The 21,059-nt window shown below is 52.3% G+C and carries 22 protein-coding genes and 2 tRNA genes; 8 read left to right on the top strand and 16 right to left on the bottom strand.

What is annotated here, in order from left to right; all coding sequences use genetic code 11:
* Positions 1–2: 2 nt before the first annotated feature.
* The 8 genes from cobA to LPB67_RS08420 all read right to left on the bottom strand — a co-directional run bounded on the left by cobA (position 3) and on the right by LPB67_RS08420 (position 7,335).
* Positions 3–722: a uroporphyrinogen-III C-methyltransferase gene (cobA, locus tag LPB67_RS08455; RefSeq protein ID WP_262836684.1), complete on the bottom strand. Its 720-nt coding sequence runs from the start codon at positions 720–722 to the stop codon at positions 3–5.
* A 13-nt stretch (positions 723–735) separates the two neighbouring features.
* Entirely contained in the window at positions 736–2,061 is a 1,326-nt protein-coding gene (locus LPB67_RS08450) for a sulfate adenylyltransferase subunit 1 (protein WP_262836683.1), read from the bottom strand.
* Positions 2,061–2,996, bottom strand: a complete 936-nt coding sequence (cysD, locus tag LPB67_RS08445) for a sulfate adenylyltransferase subunit CysD (RefSeq protein WP_262836682.1) — start codon at positions 2,994–2,996, stop codon at positions 2,061–2,063. Before cysD ends, LPB67_RS08450 begins: the two co-directional genes overlap by 1 nt.
* 13 nt (positions 2,997–3,009) lie before the next feature.
* Positions 3,010–3,723, bottom strand: coding sequence for a phosphoadenylyl-sulfate reductase (locus LPB67_RS08440; protein WP_262836680.1), 714 nt, complete (start codon positions 3,721–3,723; stop codon positions 3,010–3,012).
* Positions 3,720–4,241: a DUF934 domain-containing protein gene (locus LPB67_RS08435; protein ID WP_262836679.1), complete on the bottom strand. Its 522-nt coding sequence runs from the start codon at positions 4,239–4,241 to the stop codon at positions 3,720–3,722. The genes LPB67_RS08440 and LPB67_RS08435 overlap by 4 nt, the downstream gene beginning before the upstream one ends.
* A gap of 35 nt (positions 4,242–4,276) precedes the next feature.
* The gene (locus LPB67_RS08430; RefSeq protein ID WP_262836678.1) at positions 4,277–5,983 is read right to left on the bottom strand and encodes a nitrite/sulfite reductase; all 1,707 of its coding nucleotides are present in this window, start codon (positions 5,981–5,983) and stop codon (positions 4,277–4,279) included.
* A gap of 39 nt (positions 5,984–6,022) precedes the next feature.
* A complete protein-coding gene (locus LPB67_RS08425; RefSeq protein ID WP_262836677.1) occupies positions 6,023–6,796 on the bottom strand; it encodes a sulfite exporter TauE/SafE family protein in 774 nt (257 codons plus the stop codon).
* Positions 6,797–6,957: 161 nt separating this feature from the next.
* Positions 6,958–7,335: an antibiotic biosynthesis monooxygenase family protein gene (locus LPB67_RS08420; RefSeq protein WP_262836676.1), complete on the bottom strand. Its 378-nt coding sequence runs from the start codon at positions 7,333–7,335 to the stop codon at positions 6,958–6,960.
* 141 nt (positions 7,336–7,476) lie between these two features.
* On the opposite strand from LPB67_RS08420, the gene LPB67_RS08415 reads away from it, so the two are divergent.
* Complete coding sequence (locus LPB67_RS08415; protein ID WP_262836675.1) at positions 7,477–7,689, top strand: hypothetical protein; 213 nt, start codon at positions 7,477–7,479, stop codon at positions 7,687–7,689.
* A gap of 114 nt (positions 7,690–7,803) precedes the next feature.
* On the opposite strand, the gene LPB67_RS08410 is transcribed toward LPB67_RS08415, so the two are convergent.
* Complete coding sequence (locus LPB67_RS08410; protein WP_262836674.1) at positions 7,804–8,295, bottom strand: pilin; 492 nt, start codon at positions 8,293–8,295, stop codon at positions 7,804–7,806.
* A 207-nt stretch (positions 8,296–8,502) separates the two neighbouring features.
* On the opposite strand from LPB67_RS08410, the gene LPB67_RS08405 reads away from it, so the two are divergent.
* Positions 8,503–9,456: a peptidylprolyl isomerase gene (locus tag LPB67_RS08405; protein ID WP_262836672.1), complete on the top strand. Its 954-nt coding sequence runs from the start codon at positions 8,503–8,505 to the stop codon at positions 9,454–9,456.
* A gap of 85 nt (positions 9,457–9,541) precedes the next feature.
* On the opposite strand, the gene LPB67_RS08400 is transcribed toward LPB67_RS08405, so the two are convergent.
* Positions 9,542–10,648 carry a DUF2855 family protein gene (locus tag LPB67_RS08400; protein WP_262836671.1) on the bottom strand — a complete coding sequence of 369 codons (1,107 nt, stop codon included), beginning with the start codon at positions 10,646–10,648 and terminating at the stop codon, positions 9,542–9,544.
* 73 nt (positions 10,649–10,721) lie between these two features.
* Here LPB67_RS08400 and LPB67_RS08395 point away from each other — a divergent pair, with 73 nt between their 5' ends.
* A complete protein-coding gene (locus LPB67_RS08395; RefSeq protein ID WP_262836670.1) occupies positions 10,722–11,363 on the top strand; it encodes a TetR/AcrR family transcriptional regulator in 642 nt (213 codons plus the stop codon).
* A 47-nt stretch (positions 11,364–11,410) separates the two neighbouring features.
* Here LPB67_RS08395 and LPB67_RS08390 read toward each other — a convergent pair whose 3' ends face one another.
* The 3 genes from LPB67_RS08390 to nadB all read right to left on the bottom strand — a co-directional run bounded on the left by LPB67_RS08390 (position 11,411) and on the right by nadB (position 15,347).
* A complete protein-coding gene (locus LPB67_RS08390) occupies positions 11,411–12,454 on the bottom strand; it encodes an aldo/keto reductase (protein ID WP_262836669.1) in 1,044 nt (347 codons plus the stop codon).
* Positions 12,455–12,524: 70 nt separating this feature from the next.
* Complete coding sequence (locus LPB67_RS08385; RefSeq protein WP_262836668.1) at positions 12,525–13,568, bottom strand: quinone-dependent dihydroorotate dehydrogenase; 1,044 nt, start codon at positions 13,566–13,568, stop codon at positions 12,525–12,527.
* A gap of 174 nt (positions 13,569–13,742) precedes the next feature.
* Complete coding sequence (gene nadB / locus LPB67_RS08380; protein WP_262836667.1) at positions 13,743–15,347, bottom strand: L-aspartate oxidase; 1,605 nt, start codon at positions 15,345–15,347, stop codon at positions 13,743–13,745.
* Positions 15,348–15,407: 60 nt separating this feature from the next.
* On the opposite strand from nadB, the gene LPB67_RS08375 reads away from it, so the two are divergent.
* Complete coding sequence (locus tag LPB67_RS08375) at positions 15,408–15,539, top strand: hypothetical protein (protein ID WP_262836666.1); 132 nt, start codon at positions 15,408–15,410, stop codon at positions 15,537–15,539.
* Between the two features lie 4 nt (positions 15,540–15,543).
* Here LPB67_RS08375 and purT read toward each other — a convergent pair whose 3' ends face one another.
* A complete protein-coding gene (gene purT, locus LPB67_RS08370; protein WP_262836664.1) occupies positions 15,544–16,755 on the bottom strand; it encodes a formate-dependent phosphoribosylglycinamide formyltransferase in 1,212 nt (403 codons plus the stop codon).
* Positions 16,756–17,108: 353 nt separating this feature from the next.
* On the opposite strand from purT, the gene LPB67_RS08365 reads away from it, so the two are divergent.
* The 4 genes from LPB67_RS08365 to LPB67_RS08350 all read left to right on the top strand — a co-directional run bounded on the left by LPB67_RS08365 (position 17,109) and on the right by LPB67_RS08350 (position 19,602).
* Positions 17,109–17,381, top strand: a complete 273-nt coding sequence (locus LPB67_RS08365; protein ID WP_262836663.1) for an HU family DNA-binding protein — start codon at positions 17,109–17,111, stop codon at positions 17,379–17,381.
* A gap of 48 nt (positions 17,382–17,429) precedes the next feature.
* Positions 17,430–17,505, top strand: a tRNA-Val gene (locus tag LPB67_RS08360).
* Between the two features lie 25 nt (positions 17,506–17,530).
* Positions 17,531–17,607: transfer RNA gene (locus tag LPB67_RS08355), tRNA-Asp, on the top strand.
* A gap of 72 nt (positions 17,608–17,679) precedes the next feature.
* Entirely contained in the window at positions 17,680–19,602 is a 1,923-nt protein-coding gene (locus LPB67_RS08350) for a SurA N-terminal domain-containing protein (RefSeq protein ID WP_262836662.1), read from the top strand.
* 134 nt (positions 19,603–19,736) lie between these two features.
* Here the strand turns inward: LPB67_RS08350 and LPB67_RS08345 are convergent, their stop codons facing one another.
* Both LPB67_RS08345 and LPB67_RS08340 read right to left on the bottom strand, forming a co-directional pair.
* Positions 19,737–20,063, bottom strand: coding sequence for a flagellar basal body rod C-terminal domain-containing protein (locus LPB67_RS08345; RefSeq protein ID WP_262836660.1), 327 nt, complete (start codon positions 20,061–20,063; stop codon positions 19,737–19,739).
* An 89-nt stretch (positions 20,064–20,152) separates the two neighbouring features.
* Positions 20,153–20,992, bottom strand: coding sequence for a universal stress protein (locus LPB67_RS08340; protein WP_262836659.1), 840 nt, complete (start codon positions 20,990–20,992; stop codon positions 20,153–20,155).
* Positions 20,993–21,059 lie beyond the last annotated feature (67 nt).

The following is a 21,059-nucleotide window of genomic DNA, read 5'->3' as shown; positions in this document are numbered from 1 at the left end:
ATTTACGATGGCTGTTTGCGCGCTCTCATGGCCTCGCCTATCATCACCAGAACCGGTCCTTCGGAAGCGCTGAGACCTTGTTCCAGATCACCGAGATTGAGTCGCAGGATGCGTTCGTTTGAACGGCTGCAATTTTCAATCACAATCACTGGCAAATCGACGGCATAACCTAGACCTAACAAGCGTTGCGCAGTCAGCGTCGCTTCTTTGCCGCCCATGTATTGAATCAAGGTGTCGCAGTCAGGAATCCGGGTATCGGCATTTTCGCCGGGCGCTGTGCTTGAGGTAAAGAAGGCGACGCTGCGGGCGATGCCGCGTTTGGTTAAAGGTTGTCGGGCACTGGCTGCTGCGGCGACGGCGGTGGTGATGCCCGGCACGATGGCGTAACGGATACCCGCCTGTTCCATTGCCACCAGTTCTTCGTCGGCACGACCGAATAGCATAGGATCGCCGCCTTTAAGGCGCACGACGATGCCGTATTGTTGCGCGCAACTCAGGATTTGTTCGTTGATGTGTGATTGTGCGGCAGAGCGCTGGCCGCTGCGTTTGCCGACGGATATCTTGACGGCTTGCGGACATAATTCCAGCATGTCTGACGTGACCAGCGCATCATGCAAGACGACTTCAGCCTGCGCCAGGATACGCGCGCCGCGCACCGTAATCAGGTCAGCGGCACCCGGACCGGCACCGATTAAATAGACTTTGCCGCCGGCCTTTTGCATGATGTTATTGGTTTTAAGTGAGGCGTATCATGCCTGCGGCTACGGTCTGATGCGTAACTTCATCAATCAGGATAAACGCGCCTGTCGAGCGCAAGTCATCATAGGCATCGGCCGCCAATGGTTGTTGCACATTGAGCGTGACACGGGCGATGTCATTGAGTCTCAGATTCTCTGCGCCACGCCGCTCTTGCGTATTGATGTCGAGCAGCGTATCAATCGCACTGACTTTGGCCGCAACTTGCTTGGTGGTGTGCTTGAGCCAATATCTGCGGCGGATATCCAGGGCGTCCTCGGACAACCAGCATAAATCTGCCTGGACCGTTTTGAGCAGGCTTGCCGGACGATCCGCAGCTGCCAGCATGTCGCCGCGCGAAATATCCAGATACTCATCGAGCAAAATCGTGACGGACTGGCCGACCACTGCCGATGTCAACGAACCATCGAGTGTCTGGATGTCTTTTACCGTCGCAGTCTGGCCGCCCGGTTGCACCACCAGTTTGTCGCCCTTGCTGACTTTGCCCGCTTCGATACGCCCCATATAGCCGCGGAAATCATTCGCTTCGTGGCCATTGTGGCGTGCCACTAATTGCACCGGGAAGCGGAACGGTTCGTCATGGCATTCGTCATACACGCTCAGGGACTCCAATAATTCGATGAGTGTGGGGCCGGTATACCAGGACAGTTTGTCGCTGGCAGTGACTACGTTATCGCCTGCCAGAGCCGACAGGGGAATCGGGCGTATATTTTTCAAGCCTAATTGTTCGGCAAACATCTGGTAGGCGCCGATGATGCGGTCATATACGGCCTGATCGTAGTTGACCAGATCCATTTTATTGACGGCGACAATGACATGCTCGATTTTCAGCAGATGGGCGATGGTTGAGTGGCGCTTGGTTTGCACCAGTAGTTCAACACTGCCATCGTCACCGAGTTTGACTTTGGATACGTCGATCAGGATGATGACGGCATCGGCGGTCGATGCGCCGGTCACCATATTGCGCGTGTATTGCTCGTGACCCGGCGTGTCGGCGATGATGAACTTGCGTTTTGGTGTCGCGAAATAACGATAGGCAACGTCAATCGTAATGCCTTGTTCGCGCTCGGCTTCGAGTCCATCTGTCAGCAAAGACAAATCGATGGTGTCGCCGACCGTGCGCTTGTGTTTGGCGCGTGACATGGCATCGAGTTGATCGGCGAAAATCCCCTTGCTGTCGAACAGCAGGCGACCGATCAATGTACTCTTGCCGTCATCCACGGAACCGGCGGTGATAAAGCGTAGCAGGCCGCGTTCTCTGGTAGCATCTTGAATGATAGTTGCGGCCGAAGTTACTGTGCTCATTAGAAATATCCTTCTTTTTTGCGTTTTTCCATGGAGGATTCTGAGGTCTGGTCATCCATACGGGTAGCGCCGCGTTCGGTGATCTGGGTAATCGCAGTTTCGGCGATGATCGCTTCTACCGTCGCTGCGTCGGACGATACCGGGCAGGTGCAGGAGATGTCGCCAACAGTGCGGAAACGCACCACTTGCGTTTCAACCGTCTCACCCTCGCGTGGTGGTGTCAGGTCGGTTAACGGCACCAGCAAACCATTGCGCGGAATCACCTGGCGTTCATGCGCAAAGTAGATTGGCGGCAGTTCCAGTTTTTCGCGGGCGATGTATTGCCAGACGTCGAGCTCGGTCCAGTTGGAGATCGGGAACACGCGCATGTTTTCACCGGGATGGACGCGGGTGTTATATAAATCCCAGAGTTCCGGACGCTGGGCTTTAGGGTTCCATTGACCGAATTCATCGCGGAAAGAAAAGATACGCTCTTTGGCGCGGGCTTTTTCTTCATCGCGACGGGCGCCGCCCATGCAGGCGTCGAACTTATGCTCAGCGATCGTTTCCAGCAATGTCACGGCCTGAGCCGCATTGCGTGAATCGGTGGCCGGGTTACGCAGGCGCACCGTGCCGCGCTTGATCGAATCCTCGACTGAACCGACGATGAGCCTTTCGCCCAATTCGGCTACGCGCTTGTCGCGGAAAGTGATGACTTCTTCAAAATTGTGACCAGTATCGATATGGACCAGCGGGAATGGGAACTTACCCGGACGGAAGGCCTTTTCGGCGATGCGCAACATCACGACGGAATCTTTGCCGCCCGAAAACAGTAGCGCAGGATTGCTGCATTCAGCAGCGACTTCGCGCATGATATGAATCGCTTCGGATTCCAGCCAATCCAGATGGCGATTGCTCGCGGCATCGATAAAATGATTTTCCACAACTGTATTCATGATTGTTTTTCGCTCAGCTTACTTGTTTAATTCGGATCAGTTTGCCGTCGACGACATGCAAACCGCACTCCTTGGATTCCGGATTTTCCCACCACCAACGGCCGGCGCGCACATCTTCACCCGGCTGGATGGCACGGGTGCAAGGTTCACAGCCTATCGAGGGATAACCTTTGTCATGCAGAGGATTGTAAGGCACATTGTTGCTGCGAATATAGTGCCAGACATCTTCTTCCGACCAATCTGCCAGCGGATTGAATTTTTGCATGCCATGCGCAACATCCTCTTCTTGCACCGCTAATTCAGTGCGGGTCGCCGCCTGTGAGCGACGCTGACCGGTAACCCAGGCCTTGTTGCCAGCCAAGGCGCGTTTCAGGGGTTCGACTTTACGGATGCGGCAGCATTCCTTGCGCATTTCTACGCTATCGTAAAACGCATTCAAGCCATGCTGCTCCACATAGGCCTGCACCGCACTGGCTTCTGGTTTGAATAAGCTGATGTCACTGCCATAGCTTGCTTTAATCCGATCCAGCATGCCCAGGGTTTCTGCATGCAGGCGACCGGTTTCCAAAGAAAAGATACCGATATTCAGCTTGTGGCGCAAGATCAGGTCGGTCAGCACCATGTCTTCCGCCGCCAGGCTAGACGCCAACACTGCAGGCGCAAACTCATTGGCAATGCGCGTCAATATTGCCTGGGTATCGGCCAGACGCGAGGCAAAGTCGCTCATTGCGTTGCTCCGCTACGCTCCGTGCGGCGGAACAAGGGATTTTTCTCGTCCCATGAGGTTTGGTATTTTTCCGAAAAATCGCTCAGGCCCTTGATTGCGTCGCGAATATTCTTATCCGGACGGGTCGCAAAAGAATTGAAGCCGACCCGCTGCATATAAAACAATTGATCGCGCAGCACATCGCCGATGGCCCGTAATTCACCGGAAAAACCGAGGCGGGTGCGCAAGTTGTAGGCAATCGAATAACCGCGGCCATCGGTAAATTTAGGGAAATCCACCGCGAGCAAACTGAAGTGAGCGATATCCTCCTTCAATTCCTTGGCTTGTTCATCACTGCTAAACCAGACCGCAATATCGGTGCGGCTCACCAGGCTATTACGCTGTAACAGCCAGACTTTGAGCGGGACGATCACTTTGCCTTGCGGTACAGTCACCGCATCCGGTGTTTCATTTTCGGCCAGATTCAAAACTATCCAGTCATCCTGGACGATCGCTTTATCTTTGATAATTTCTCTCATGATCTTCTTTCTGCGCTTTCGTCTTTGTGCTTGGCTTAATACGCGACAGGAGCGCCGGCGTCTTCACCATGATGCTCTGTCGTTTTGATCGGACTGGCGTAGACATATTCCTTGAACGGCGCGATACCGAGACGCTGTGCGGTATCGATAAAGCGTTCATTCTCCAGACGGTCCCTGACATACACCTCGATGATGCGGGCGATGACTTCCGGCATCTGGCCAGCCGCAAACGATGGACCGATGATCTTGCCGATCGCTGCATTGTTGCCTTGCGCACCGCCGATGGACACCTGATAAAACTCGCTGCCATCTTTGTCGACACCCAGGATGCCGATATTGCCGACGTGATGATGGCCGCAGGCATTGATACAGCCGGACATATTCAATTCGATCTCGCCGATGTCGTGCAGATAGTCGAGGTCGTTAAAACGATCCGTGATGTCGAGTGCAATAGGAATCGATTTTGCATTCGCGAGAGCGCAGAAGTCGCCGCCCGGGCAGCAAATCATGTCTGTCAACAAGCCGATATTCGGCGTCGCCAGGCCGTGTGCTTTGGCTTCTTGCCAGACGGTGAATAAGTCCGCTTGTTTTACATCGGACAAAACCAGATTTTGCTCATGCGTGACGCGCAATTCGCCGAAGCTGAAATTGTCAGCCAGATCCGCAATGAAATCCATTTGCTCTGCACTCGCATCGCCGGGTGGAACGCCCGGCTTCTTCAAGGACAAAACAACCGCGGAGTAACCCGCGACCTTATGCGGTTTGACGTTACGCCTGACCCAATTCGCAAAAGCCTTATTGTCTGCCAGATGCTGCTCATACGCTGCATCGCTGGCAGGCAGCGTCTGGTAGGCAGGTGTCGTGAAATAACTTGCTACGCGCTGGAATTCCGCTTCAGTCAAGGTGGCAGGGCCGTCTTTGATGTCTTGCCATTCCTCTTCGACCTGACGCGCGAATTCTTCTACGCCAATGGCTTTCACCAAAATCTTGATACGCGCTTTGTAGATGTTGTCGCGGCGACCGTATTGATTGTAGATGCGCAAAATCGCTTCGAGGTAAGTCATCACGTGTTGCCACGGCAAGAACTCGCGAATCACGCTGCCCAGGATCGGTGTGCGGCCCATGCCGCCGCCGACCATGACTTTAAAGCCGACTTCGCCCGCTTCGTTGTGCACGACGGTCAGGCCGATATCATGCACGGCAATCGCGGCACGATCTTCTTTGGCGCCATTGATGGCGATTTTAAATTTACGCGGCAGATAGGCGAATTCCGGATGGAAGGTGGTCCATTGACGCAGGATCTCGGCATACGCACGCGGATCAATGACTTCATCGGCGGCAACGCCGGCGAATTCATCAGAGGTGATATTGCGCATGCAGTTGCCGGAGGTCTGGATCGCGTGCATTTCTACCGATGCCAATTCCTCCAGGATATCCGGCGTATCTTCCAGATTGATCCAGTTGTATTGAATGTTTTGACGGGTTGTGAAGTGCCCATAGCCGCGATCATACTTGCGGGCGATATGCGCAAATTTGCGTATCTGCGCCGAGGACAGCATGCCGTAAGGTACGGCGACGCGCAGCATATACGCATGGCGCTGCATGTACAAACCGTTTTGCAAACGCAGGATACGGAATTCATCTTCAGTCAGCTCATTCGAAATCCGGCGACGTACCTGATCGCGGAATTGGGCAATCCGCTCTTTGATGATTTGATGATCGTGTTGATCGTAGCGATACATAATCTAGTCCTAAAATCCGCTTGAAAGGTGACGAAAAGCCTACAGAACCAGCTTGGCCGCAACCAGGGTCAGCGTGGTAGCGAGCAATCCGCGTAAAAATTTTTCCGGCACAGCGCGTGCCGCCATCGAGCCTATCGTGATGCCGGGCAAAGAGCCCAGCAGCAAGGTGCCCAGTAATTCCCAGTTAATCGATCCCAGCCACCAGTGACCAACGGCAGCGATCGCGGTCAAAGGCACGGCATAAGCGATATCTGTCCCGGCGATATGTGCGGCAGACATGCGCGGATACAGCATGACCAGCAGCGTCGCGCCGATTGCGCCGGCGCCAATTGAAGATACCGTGACCAGAGTGCCCAGCAGGGCGCCAGAAATGATGGTTGCCGCAGCCAGAGGCGTGCCGTGCAATTGTTTTTCCGGATGACGATTTAACCAGGCCAGCATTTTAGCCTTGAATAGCAAAGCGATGACGGTCAACAGCACTGAACCGGCAATCGAGTAACGAATAATCTGGCCGATTTCCTTATCCAGCGTACCGAAATATTTCAGGCTCAGGGTCGCCAGCAAAGCGGACGGCAAGGCACCGTAGCACAGCAGGCGCACGACATGCCAATCGACGGTGCCGCGCAAGCGATGCGTAAAGGTGCCGGTGGCTTTGGTAATAGACGCAAACGCCAGGTCGGTGCCAACTGCAACCGTAGGCGAGACACCAAACAGCAAGGTCAGCAAAGGCGTCATCAAAGACCCGCCGCCTACGCCAGTCAAGCCGACCAGCGTACCCACGGCAAATCCAGAAATCACATAGGTTAAAGTCATACCACCTCGCATTAAGAGGAAGTATCGTAATAGCTAAGTGCTTTATTCCAAACTACTTAGTATTTATTTGCTTATATGTGGTTTCGATATAAGTAAATTTGCCTGGAGAATACCGCTATTGGAGAGTGTATATCTCAATTTGATAGCAATAGTAACAAGACTTAAATCGACTGATTTTGCACTTCATTCGCCAGCAGCATCATATCCGACACCGGCTCCAGTATCACTTCCGGAAAGTTTTCGGCAATGGCAGCGCGCATCCGAGCTGCAGCAGCGGCATCCAATGACTCGCCGCCAAAGGCTGCGGTTCTGGCTGCGGCGCTCGGCCACTGTGCATAGCTATACCAGATACCGTCTTCGCCTTTGTGCAAGCGCGAACCCAAGGAGCCGCGTTCGGCCAGCAACAGCGCAGAGATACGGGTCCAGGCTTCGATAAACGCCGTTTCTGATCCGGGGTGGAGCCGCCAGCGGTATAAGACGATAAATCCCGGGCAACGTTCAGTCAGTGTGGCACCGGATTGATGCGCTTTGATTTGCATTCTTTATACGTCCAGTCAAAATTTGATGCAGATAGCGGTTTGACGACAAATACCTTTACCATTACCCGGTAGGATGCCAGCGAACGTGGCAGAACGCGGCGATATAGTCAATCTGATTTCATCATGTAAAAGGCACTCACAATGAAAAACGCGGTGAAAAATAGTGGCAAAGCGCTGGCAGTTTTATGGTGGGTGTCGCTGACGGTCTCGGTATTTGCCGCTCCCGCCGATTGGTACAAATGGCGCAGTAAAATCGAGACTACCGAAGTCTGTTCACAAACCTCACCGGGCGAGGGTTGGGACAAGGCCAGCGGCCCCTACAAAGATGCGCAATGCATCAAGTTAAAGTTGTGATGGTGAGGGCTGAAACTGAATCCGCAGTAATTATGCGGCTCTCAGGCCGAAATAGGGCTGTGAGGCGCATACAATATGCGTACTTGGTCATGGATTCAATAAAATAACTCCAGCCTATTTCCCCCGCTTCCTGCAGCTAAACGGTAACATCCCAGGCGGAATGGTGGTCTGGTCTATCCCTTTGACCGTCATCTTGTCCGGTACATCGGCGCTAGCGCAGACCCATTCCACGGGGACGACTGGTGCATCTGCGACGACTGCCGGTCGTATGGTGAGTACCTTATCTTTGATGGCGCCGTTGGCCTGATTGCCGAAAGTTACATTGATGACGCCGTCTGTGACGCTGACGCTGCTGACATAGTTGCTCACCATCTTGTCGGCGTTCGGCAATCCCGCTGCGGCATTATCGACCGGCATTTTTTGCGTGGCAGCCCATATTGCTGCAACCGGTTTTTTTGCGACGTCGGTCAGTGGGGTAATCGACTCGATTTGTTTTTGTATGATCCGATATTGAAAAGACGGGTAGGCCATCGCCGCCAGTATCCCGATGACGGCGATCACAGCCATCATTTCGACTAGGGTAAATCCTGAATGTAGTTTTTTCATAATGCGATCAAGGCGGTTGAATTGGAACTGGATTGAAGGTAGTTTAACCCAGGATTCAGGTCGCCTAGCATTGTTCAATAACGAGATTTTTCGTTTTCCTGCATCTGGACAAATTACCCTCTATCGCGTACCGTCACATCCTCTGCTCATGAGGCAGTATCAACCCGGCTTTCTATCCATTGTGCATCCCTGCTCCGGAGTCATTACATGCGCCGTCCACTCAAGTCTAAACATTTCACAACACCTTTTGTCGCCTGCGCTTTACTCGGCACTTTGGGATTACTGCAAAACCAGTATGCGGTCGCAGCAGAAGCCAAGGCAAAAGCAAAGCCAGCAATGGCCGATCTGATCAAGGCATCCAGTGCATCCGACTGGCGCGCCCTGGATCCCGAGAATACCCTGTACATGGAATTGGAAAAAGGTCGCGTGGTGATGGAACTGGCTCCCAATTTCGCACCGAATCATGCGGCGAATATCAAAGCGCTGATCAGGGAAGGGTATTTCAACGGACTCGCAATCGTACGCTCACAAGAAAACTATGTCGTGCAATGGGCCGATCCTGACGATGAGAATCCGGCGAAAAAACGCGAAGTCAAAACCGCACGAAAAAATCTCGATCCTGAATTCACCGTCAGATACGATAAAAAATTACCTTTCACACGCTTGCCGGATGTGGACGGCTATGCGCCTCAGGTCGGGTATGCCAATGGCTTTCCGGCCGGACGCGACCCCAAGAACGGCACCGCCTGGCTCGCACATTGCTATGCCGCCGTGGGTGTGGCACGCGGTAATGAATCGAACAGCGGCGACGGCACTTCGCTGTATGTCATCACCGGACAAGCACCGCGTCAGTTAGATCGCAATATCACGGTGATTGGCCGTGTGATGCAAGGAATGGAATTATTGACCACCACGCCGCGTGGCAAAGGTGCTTTAGGGTTTTACGAAAAACCGGAAGAAATGACGCCGATCAAAGCGATTCGTATCGCTGCCGACATGCCGGAAACCGAACGCAGCAAATTAGAAATTATCCGCACCGATACCCCGACATTTAAAGCAATCGTCGAGGCGCAACGCAATCGCGGCGGCGACTGGTATAAGGTTCCGGCCGGGCATATCGACCTGTGCAATGTGCCGATTGTGGTGCGTCCAAAACAATAAAGTCACAACGGCTTAAGAGTCGTCATTGTATGATCGAATAGCGGCAAATACCTGAGTGATTTACCGCTTTTTTATGCAAACCGATTTAAGCGAGACGCAATACGTTACCTTTGCGAGGATCGATTTTGCCAGCGTGCATGGCCGCAATCAATTGTTGCGCTTCTTCGTAGCCATGACTCTCAACGACTTCCATCCAGGGTTTATCGACTTGGCTGATCTGCTGGATAAAAGCGCGTTGTGCCGCGTTGAAGCGTTGATTCACGACATCATGACCCCAGTCGATATTGCGCTTCTTGATTTGTACCGGCGCAAAATACAGGATAGGTTTTGGTCCCGGCAGATTGGTGTCGCGCAAGAAATCCGTATTCTGTGCCGAACCGGCAAAACAATCGTAAGTCAGCCCGTCGCCAAAATGCCGATGTACTTTGGCGCGCAAATCCTCATCTCCGGAAAAATCCAGATACAAGCTCGCCTCTTTGCTGGAAATTGCATCGAGTTCGTCGTAGCTGATGGTCCGGTCGTAGCAACCAAGACTCTCGACAAAGGCGCGATTCCGCACCGAGGTCATGGCGATCAAGCGGATGTCAAATTGCTTGTTCAGGCAAAACGCGGTTCCGTATGCTGTTTTGCTTGATGCACTGGAAACGATGATCTGTTTTGCACCGAAAAAATCATTGTCCTGTAAAAAATCGGCCCCCATGAACGAGGTGATGAAGAGCGGCCGGACGATCATCTGATAGTTCTCGTCCTTTGCGACATAGGCTTCATCCTGACTGCTGCGCATGTATTGATTGTAGGCCGAGGTCAGTTTCATGCGATGTTCGGACCCGTCATAAAATCCACGAGGTGAAATACGCACCGCCCGCATTTTGATATGGCTGGCAATAGGGAAGTAACCGTAGAAACGTTCGCCGGCTTCGACGCCGGGTACTGTCGATATCAGCACATCGGCAAATCCCCAGACAGGCATATGTCCCCAATCGGGATCTTGCGTAGGGAAAAAATCCCAATACTGCATAGCATCGCCAAACGCGGCATAAGTGATGTTATTGGTCGTCACGGCGACGCGATCAATTTTCAATAATATTTCACCCGATTGCAGGGGTAGAGCGATGTCCATGCGATCAATACGGGTTTGATCCAAGGCGTTTTTACGGGTCAGTAATCGTGTTACAGTCAGTTTGTCATTCATCACGTTTCTCTCGTTACAGATCAGATGGAATGAGTCACTTTACGCTTCTTTATGTAGACCGAGGTTCGGAAACATGACTGCCCGCAATACGGATCAGCTAATCCGCAATAAACCATTGAAACGCCCATCGCAGGCACGTGCCAAATTCACGGTTCAGGCGATATATGACGCTTTTGTTCGGATTTGGCGCGATAAAGGATGGGCAGGAATAACCACCAGAGCAGTCGCTCTGGAAACGGGCATATCAGTCGGCACTTTGTATGATTATTTCCCGAATAAACACTCGCTGTTGTCCGGCTACGTAAGACATTGTATTGATACGCTGCTGGAGCAAATAGACGCGCAGGCGATAGTCCCTGCGGATCTCGTGTGGCAGGAGCGGATACACCGGTTGATACGACTGACCTGCGGCGTCAATACGCCTGAGCTACCTTACTTCGATCGTGACATGATGATGCTCGAATCTCAAATCGCCGAAACTAAACATCATCGCCGTGCCTATGAAGAAATTTCCGTCAAATGGATGCAAGTCTTTGACGTTTGTGCTGATGTGCCGCGCAAGCCTGATGTAACGATGGTGAAATCCCTGTTTTTGTCGGTCTGGGGTGGCCGGCGATATTTATTGTTGGTAGAGCCCGACGATATCAATGCGGCGCAGTGGGTGTTAGAAATGGAACGTCAATGCTTTCAAATTGCAAATAATGTAGAGCCATGAAAGAGTGGAGTAAGAATGCCGTTGCTCACTCCGGATTAATTCGATGTTTACTGCCCCGGATTACAAAACTCCGCATGAATCGCATTGACCCCGGCGATCAGGTCAGCCGACAAGCGGATGTCGAACGCATCGATATCTTCTTTCAACTGCGTCAGAGTCGTTGCGCCAATGATGGTGCTGGCGACGAACCAGCGTGAGTAGCACCAGGCGAGGGCGAGTTGTGCCGGTGTCAGGCCGTGGGCGCGGGCGAGTTCGGCATAGCGGCGGCTGGCTTCGAACACGGCAGGGCGCATGTAGCGTGGGCTCCAGCTTGCCGGAAAGCGTGTCAGTCGGCCTGCGGCCTGGGCGTCTTCATTGTATTTGTTGGTGAGTTGGCCGAACGCGAGCGGGCTGTAAGCGAGCAGGCCGACGTTTTCGCGGAAGCAGGTTTCATCCAGTCCCTGTTCAAAGCTGCGGTTGACGAGGTTGTAGGCATTCTGGATGGAGGCGATGCGGGCGGCGGATTGCTTCCCGGCTTCTTTGACGAATTCACTGACTCCCCAGGAGGTTTCATTCGATACGCCGATGTGACGGATTTTGCCTGCTTTGACCAACTCATTCAGCGCAGCCAGAGTCTCGGCAATGGCGATGGATGGGCGTTCCAGCGCCGGGTCGAATGATTTCTGTCCGAAGATCGGTGCGTTGCGGCTAGGCCAGTGCAGTTGGTATAGATCGATGTAATCAGTTTGCAGGCGTTGCAGGCTGGTTTCGACAGCGGCGCGGATATTCGCTGGCGTGAGGTCGGTGTCGCCATTGCGTATCCAGCCGAAACCGCGTGACGGTCCGGCAGCTTTGGTAGCGAGAATAATGTCTTTGCGCTTACCGGATTTCTTCATCCAGGTGCCGATGAAGCGTTCGGTCGAGCCTTGGGTTTCGGCGCGCGGCATGACCGGATACATTTCTGCGGTATCGATAAAATTGATGCCGCGCTCTAGTGCATAATCGAGCTGGCTATGGGCTTCGGCTTCGCTATTTTGTTCGCCGAAGGTCATGGTTCCGAGGCAGATTTTGGATACTTGTAAATTGCTGGTGCCGAGTTGGGTCGTTTGCATAATTGACTCGTTGCGTTATCGGAGTTTGGTGAAGACAGGTGACTGTATGAATACGGAAAATCGGTTTACTTTAGCGCGAATGACGCAAAGCTGCTGCGCACTCCCTGACCAGCGCCGGGCCGCGATAAATCAGGCCGGAATAGACTTGTACCAAGGCTGCGCCGGCCTGCATTTTGGCTTGCGCATCCGCACCGGAAAAAATGCCGCCGACACCGATAATCGGCAAGGCATCGCCGAGCTCGGATTTGAGTCCGCGTATCACTTGATTTGATAATTCAAACACCGGTTCGCCCGACAATCCGCCTGCTTCTTCGCCGTGTTCCAGACCCTTGACAGCATCGCGTGTGATCGTGGTATTGGTGGCGATGACGCCGTCGATATTGTGTCGCAACAAGGCTCCGGCGATATTCTTGATTTGTTCGCTATCCATATCGGGTGCGATTTTTAGTGCTAGAGGAACGTAGCGTTTATGCTGGTCTGCCAGGCGTTGTTGCGCGTCTTTGAGTTGCGATAACAGGGCGTCGATTTCGCTGGCACCTTGCAGTTGGCGCAGGTTCTTGGTGTTGGGGGAGGAGATGTTCACGGTGACGTAGCTTGCATACGGATAGACTTTTTCCAGGCACAGCAGGTAATCGTCGGCAGCGCGTTCTATCGGCGTGTCGGCATTTTTGCCGATATTGAGCCCGAGCACACCTTGCTTGTCCTGATAAAACCGCGAGGCTTGTACATTGTTGACGAAGGCATCGACGCCGCCATTGTTAAAGCCCATGCGGTTGATGATGGCATTGGCCTTGGGCAGGCGGAACATGCGCGGCTTGGGATTGCCGGCTTGCGCACGCGGCGTGACGGTGCCGATTTCGATGGAGCCGAAACCCAGGCTCGCCAGGCCGTCGATGTAAGCGCCGTCTTTGTCCAGGCCCGCTGCCAGACCCACAGGATTCGGGAAGGTGATGCCCATCACCGTACGCGGATCGCTGGCGGGTTTAGCAATTAGCCTGGTCAAGCCCAGTGCGGCTGAGCGGCGTAATGCCGGTAGCGTGAAGTTATGCGCTTGTTCGGCGTCCATCGCAAAAAGAAATGGGCGTGCCAGGGCGTAGAATAATTTGTCGGGCATGATTTTTTATTTGTATGGGGACGTAAAGATAAAAATAGGTGGCAGCTTCAGATGTGAAATGCAAATCCCCCAAAGTCAGAAAAGGCAGACGCGATTGCATTCAGTTTTTTTGAGCGATGCGCTATACGCATCGTATCCCAGGCGAACGCACGTTTTGGTTGACGGTTTTATCTGCTATTTCTTGCGTTTTGGTGATAACACGGTTGGCAAGGCCTTCGGTAAAGTATCCGGATAATCGCGGCTGAAATGCAGGCCACGGCTCTCGCGGCGGGACAGTGCGCTATTGACGATCAGCGAGGCGACGTCGACCAGATTGCGCAGCTCCAGCAAATTATTGGAGATGCGGAAATTTGCGTAGTACTCGTCGATTTCTTCCTTCAACAAGCGGATGCGGTGCTTGGCGCGCTCCAGCCGTTTATTGGTGCGCACGATGCCGACATAATTCCACATGAAGCGGCGTAACTCATCCCAGTTGTGGGCAATCACGACTTCTTCATCGGCATCCGAGACGCGGCTTTCATCCCAGGCCGGTAAGCCTGGTGAAGCGCGCTGTTCTTGCGCGGCGATATGCTGGGCTGCCGCTTTGCCGATCACCAGACATTCCAGCAGTGAGTTGCTGGCAAGACGATTCGCGCCATGCAGACCGGTGTAGGCGGTTTCGCCTACCGCATATAAGCCGGGCAGATCGGTTCTGCCAGTCGTGTCCGTCACGATGCCGCCGCAAGTGAAATGCACAGCGGGCACGACCGGAATGGCCTGCTTCGTGATATCGATACCTAGTTCCAGGCAGCGCGCATAGATCATCGGGAAATGTTCTTGTAAAAACTCGGGCGGCTGGTGCGTAATGTCGAGTTCGACGTAATCCAGGCCCCGTTTTTTCATTTCAAAGTCGATCGCACGCGCTACCACGTCACGCGGCGCAAGTTCGGCGCGTTCATCATGCTCCAGCATAAAGCGTTTACCGGCACTGCCTCCGGCTTCTACGGGCAATTTAAGAATGCCGCCTTCACCGCGGACCGCTTCAGTAATCAAAAATGATTTGGCATACGGGTGATATAGACAGGTTGGATGGAATTGCATGAATTCCATATTCGCGATACGGCAGCCAGCGCGCCATGCCATCGCAATCCCATCGCCGGTCGCCGTATCCGGGTTGGTGGTGTACAGGTAAACCTTGCCTGCACCGCCGGTTGCCATCACCGTATGCTGTGCTTCGAAAGTATGCACTTTACCGGTTTTGACATCCTGCACATACAAGCCGAGGCAGCGCGGTGTCGCGGAAGCCTCGCCTAATTTTGCCGATGTGATGACATCAATCGCATAGTGGTGTTCAAACAAGCTGATGTTTGGATGCGCACGTACTATTTGCTCCAGGGTCAGTTGTACCGCGTGCCCTGTCGCATCGGCAGCGTGAATAATGCGTCGCTGGCTGTGACCGCCTTCACGTGTCAGATGAAAGCCGAGTTCAGCCTCATCGTCGCGAGTAAACGGCACGCCTTGCTCAATCAGCCAATCGATCGCTTCACGGCCATGCTCAATGATGTAGCGAGTGGCGCCCTCATCGCATAGACCGCCACCGGCAATCAGCGTGTCGGAAATATGCTGTTCATGGCTATCGTGCGAATCGAGTACCGCTGCAATACCTCCTTGCGCCCAATCGCTGGCGCCATCGAGCAGCGCACGTTTAGAAATCACGGCGACTTTGCGCGTTTTGGCGAGATGCAGAGCTACTGACAAGCCAGCCAGGCCACTGCCTACAATTGCGACATCAAATTTCATATATATCTTTTATAAACAGCCATGAAGGGACTTAACTATATGCGAAATTCAGAGAATCTGATGAAACGCATCAATCGCCAAGCGGAAATAAACCCCGATCCGATCGGCTCTTGTGTCACTCTTGTGAAATCCGCCTCTTCGAATCGGACCGCTGTCGAGGTGTTGCCGAAGCGTTATCGAGATTTCTGGTAACAGATTAATCTACGATGACAGGCTTTACTTTAGCCGCAGCCGCTTTGGCCAGCATTCTTGCCGTATCGGTATCTTTTGCGGTAGCCAGAGCAACGCCCATGCGGCGACGGCTGAAGGATTCTGGCTTGCCAAACAAACGGATATCCGTGCCTGCTACCTGCAATGCCTCGGCCACGCCCTCAAAGGCAATCGCCTTATGATTGTGCTGCCCATAGATGACCGCGGATGCGGCGGGGCTGCGCAGAGTCACGTTGACAGGCAATCCGAGAATCGCTTTGGCATGCAACTCAAATTCATTTTGAATCTGGCTCGACATCGTTACCATGCCGGTGTCATGCGGACGAGGACTGACTTCCGAGAACCAGACCATCTCCTCTTTGACGAATAATTCGACCCCAAACAAACCCAGTCCACCCAGATCGTCCGTCACTTTTTTGGCGATATCGCGTGCGCGCTCCAGTGCTTTGCCGTGCATGATTTGTGGTTGCCATGATTCGACATAATCGCCTTGTACTTGCACATGGCCGATAGGTTCGCAGAAATGCGTTTCGATTTGACCGTTGCCGCCCATTGCGCGCACCGTCAGCAGGGTGATCTCGTAGTCGAAATCAATGAAGCCTTCGACAATCACGCGTCCCGAATTTACCCTGCCACCGACTGCCGCATACTCCCATGCGGCCTGTACTTCAGCCGCGCTGTCAATCTTGGACTGACCTTTGCCCGAAGAGGACATGACAGGTTTAATGATGCATGGAAAGCCGATTTCCTGGCATGCCGCTTGCAGCTCGACCAGGCTATCCGCAAAGCGGTAGGGTGAAGTCGGTAACGCCAGGGTCTCTGCTGCAAGGCGGCGAATGCCTTCGCGGTTCATGGTCAGCCAGGCCGCGCGGGCAGTGGGGATGACGCGGGCTTTGCCTGCCTTTTCCAACTCCACCAGCATCGGCGTTGCGATTGCCTCGATCTCAGGCACCACCAGATCCGGACGTTCTTTCTCAATCAAGCTGGCGAGTGCCGCACCATCTGTCATGTCGATCACATAGGAGCGATGCGCAACCTGGTGCCCCGGCGCATTTTCGTAACGATCGACTGCGACGACTTCAACTCCCAGGCGCTGCAGGGAAATAATGACTTCCTTGCCCAATTCGCCCGAGCCCAGGAGCATGACTTTGGTCGCGTTGGCAGAAAGAGGTGTGCCGAATTGCTGTATGGTTTTCATGAATAATTCTCAGGACGTTTGCTTGATTAGGTTGATAAATTTTTTAATAGCGGGCGATGCTGCAATTAAATAGCTTGATCCGATGGCTTAAAACAACAGGCTTGATCTTGCTTAATGATGCTGTTGTGGAGAGGAATCGCAGGCGAAATCCGAATTTCGAAATTATACTTTTGATTTAATAAAGAAAACCCAAGAAGATTTCAGTAAAACCTTGCAAACCGCTTGACACAAGGGTTTCCGGCTTGATTTAATACCGGATGCAGATTTTCTGCTTGCCGTGATGGATGCCCGACCAATAAACAATCGAATACATCATCGCGAAGTTAAACTAGACTTTTGTGAGGAGGACGTAAGTGAATAAAACTGAATTGATCGATCACATTGCGAAAACAGCTGATATTTCAAAAGCAGCATCGTCACGTGCACTGGATGCCGTGATTGGCGCAGTAAAAACAACATTGAAAAAAAATGGCACAGTGACTTTGGTCGGCTTTGGCACATTTTCTGTCGGTAAACGCGCAGCAAGAACAGGCCGCAATCCCCGTACCGGTGAAGCAATTAAGATCAAATCTGCTAAGGTTCCTAAATTTAAGCCTGGCAAAGCTTTGAAAGATGCGGTAAACTAATGGACTTCGTGGTGCAGTGACAAGCGCCACACTGTTGTCAATTTGATGGGGCGCTTAGCTCAGTTGGTAGAGCGGAGCCCTTACAAGGCTTAGGTCGGGAGTTCGAGCCTCTCAGCGCCCACCACAAATTTTCAGCATTGCAGTACATAGGAGTGGTAGTTCAGTTGGTTAGAATACCGGCCTGTCACGCCGGGGGTCGCGGGTTCGAGCCCCGTCCGCTCCGCCAAGATTAAAAAGGTGAACGCAAGTTCACCTTTTTTCATATTCGGTAACAGTTTGTCAGAGTGATCGGTTGACCATGTTTGAGTATATTCGTACACACCAGCGATTGATGCAGTTTTTATTACTGCTGATTATTTTCCCGTCCTTCGCCTTTTTTGGCCTGGAAAGCTATACGCGTTCACGCGGTGCCAATGAGCCCGTCGCAACGGTGGCCGGGCAATCGATCAGCCAGCAAGAATTTGATGCGGCTCAGCGCGATCAACTGGAACGCTTGCGCCAAATGTATGGCCCTCAGTTCGATTCCAAACTGTTGAACACTGCTGAGGCGCGCCAATCGATCCTTGATGATTTGATTACGCGTAAAGCACTGGATGCTGAAATTGCACATCAACATTTGAGTGTTTCTGATCAAACTTTGCAGCAGGCAATCTTGTCCAATCCCGGTTTGATGAAACCTGACGGCACGCCAGATCTTGAACGGTATAAAAGTCTGTTAGCAGCGCAAGGCATGACGCCGGCCATGTATGAGCAGCGTTTGCGCCATGATATGGCTTTTCAGCAGTTGTTGAGCACCTTAAAAGATACGGCAATCGTCCCGAAAACTGTCACAGATTCCCTATCTGCGATCAATGAGCAGGAAAGAGAAGTCCAGGCCTTGAATTTCCAGTCCGCTGATTTTGCCTCGCAAGTCAAAGTGACTGACGAGATGTTGAAAGCGTACTACGAAAAAAACTCGGCGCAGTTTGAAATACCGGAAACGATCAAAGCAGAATACGTAGTCTTAAATAACGACGTATTGAGCGCACAAATTACTGTATCCGATGCCGAGGTACAGGCGTTTTATGAACAAAATAAAAAACTGGCCACGATAGAAGAGCAGCGTCGCGCCAGCCACATTCTGATCGCAGTGAACAAAGACGCCAAAGATGCGGATAAGGCGGCTGCCAAGCAGAAGGCCGAGAAGCTGTTGGCGGATGTGCGCAAGAACCCTGAATCATTTGCGAAATTAGCGAAAGAGAATTCCCAGGATCCGGTCTCTGCAGAGCGCGGCGGTGATCTGGACTACTTCGGTAAAGGCGCGATGACAAAAGCATTTGAAGATACGGTTTTCAAGCTGAAACAAGGCGAAATCAGCGAACTCGTTCAAACCGAGTTCGGATATCACATCATCCAATTGACCGCGATCAAACCGGCCAGCGTCAAGCCTCTGGAAGAAATGAAGTCACAAATCGTGGCTGACATCAAAAAACAAAAAGCATCGAAAGCCTATGCAGAAGCGGCAGAAACGTTTACGAATACCGTGTATGAACAAGCAGACAGTTTGAAACCGGTGGTCGATAAACTGAAGTTGCAAGTGCAGACGACCACTGCCTTGACCCGTCAGCCAAATCCGGCTCTGCCAGCGACGACTTTGTTCAATAATCCCAAGTTCTTGAAGGCGATTTTTTCTGATGAAGCCGTCCAAAAGAAGCACAATACCGAAGCGGTAGAAGTTGCGCCTAATACCTTGGTTTCTGGGCGAGTATTGGAGTACAAGGCTGCCAGCAAGCGTCCATTCGAGGAGGTGAAGGCAGTGATCCTCTCTCGCATTACCTTGAGCGAGTCAGTCGCGCTGGCTAAGAAAGCCGGTGAAGATAAACTGAAGGCCTTGAAACTTGCTGATAATGCGACAGGATTTTCTGAAGGAAAAACGATTTCCCGTCTGAAAAATCAAGAAATTGCGCCGACCGCTTTTGCCGCAGTCATGAAGGCCGATGCGCAAAAACTGCCGGCGTTCGTCGGCGTTGAAACGCCTGGTTCCGGCTACAGTATTTATCGTATTGCCAAAGTGAGTGCGGGTACAGTCGACCCGGGACGACGTAAAATTGAACAAGCCCAGTTTGTCGATGCAATTGCACAGAAGGATATGTTCTCTTACATTGAAGCATTGAAACAAAAATCAAAAGTCACGATTAACAAATCGATGGTTGCTGCGACGGCACCTGCAACTCCGCAATAACGGCAAACGTGTTCGTCTGCTCCACAAACAAAAAGCACCGTAAAGGTGCTTTTTGTTTTTGCATTATGCATAGATGAAACATGATAGGCGTTTATGTCATCGGTTTTTAATGGAAGAATGAGGAAGCTAAAAAATTAAGCTTTGATATTAATGATGGTGCCAAGTATCTCGTCGGATGTTTTGACCACTTTTGCATTAATGTCAAAACCTGCTTTAAATTCTAACGATTGAATAATCTCTTTCGTCAGATCGGTGCTACTGGCAGTGCTTGAACTGCCATCGGTTTCTACGCCATTGCTGATAGTGGTCGTGACGCCGCCATTTTTTCCTTCCTGAAACGCGACCTCTTGCGGCTGAAAGCCATTCGTGCTGGCGTTAGCAATACTGTTGGCAGAGTTATCCAATGCACGTTGGTAAGATTGCAAACCGGATAAACCTGCATTAAGTGCTGAAATCGACATGATGACTCCCATAAAAACAGTCTAAGCATACGCTACTTTTAGGCCGCATGAGCGACCTGGCGCATTTGCGAATGACATGTCGCAGTCGTTTAATGCGACATCAGAACGGGAATCGTCATACTTTCCAAAATCGTCCTGGTGACGCCGCCCATGATCATTTCGCGGAAACGCGAATGGCCGTAACCTCCCATGACCAGCATGTCGCTGTCGAGATCGTGTGCCAGGGACAGCAGTGCATTGCCGATATCGGTCGATGTCTTATGTATGGAGACTTCGACTTTAATGCCATGACGGGCAAGATAGAGCGCAATATCCGCACCGGGTTGTTCGCCATGCGCATCGGGAGTCGCCTTCGGATTAAAGATGGCAACCTGCACCAGATCGGCACGCTTTAATAACGGGATTGCATCGGTTACGGCGCGAGTAGATTCGCGGCTTGCATTCCAGGAGATCATGGGGCGCTTGGCGACCGTGGTGAAATCGCCGGTATAAGGAAGGATCAGTACGGGGCGGCCCGAATTCATCACGATATATTCCGGAAAGTCCGGCAATACTGAGGGGGACGGTTCATCGCGGTCAGTTTGTCCGATCACGACCAGATCGCTGTAACGCGCTTTTAAGCCTATGCCGCCGCCAGCTTCATCGTTTGCAATGATGCTCTCGAAAGATTGCACGCCGAAATCTCGTACATCTTTGTCGAAGCTGGCAATCGCTTTTTCGGCACGCTCACGCAAAAAATTCAGATGCACCGTCAAATTAGGATCGCTGGCACTGATGTTGCCGTCCTGATAGATAAAGCGCGAAACGCCGGTAACCGCAGTGCCGATCAGGTGGGCATTGTCGGCAATCGCGATCTCCGCTGCGACCTTGACTCTGAGCGCAGAGCGATTTGATTCATCTACATGGACGAGTACGGTTTTATAGGTCATGTTGAACTCCTGGTGGGCGAACGTTGGAATGGCATCTATTGCAGTTACGTCTCTAAATAAACTAACA

Origin of the sequence: Undibacterium sp. Jales W-56, assembly GCF_025548535.1 — a bacterium.
Classification (GTDB): Bacteria; Pseudomonadota; Gammaproteobacteria; order Burkholderiales; family Burkholderiaceae_D; genus Undibacterium.
Note: the sequence above shows the minus strand (reverse complement) of the source record. Positions and strands in the feature narration are given on the sequence as shown.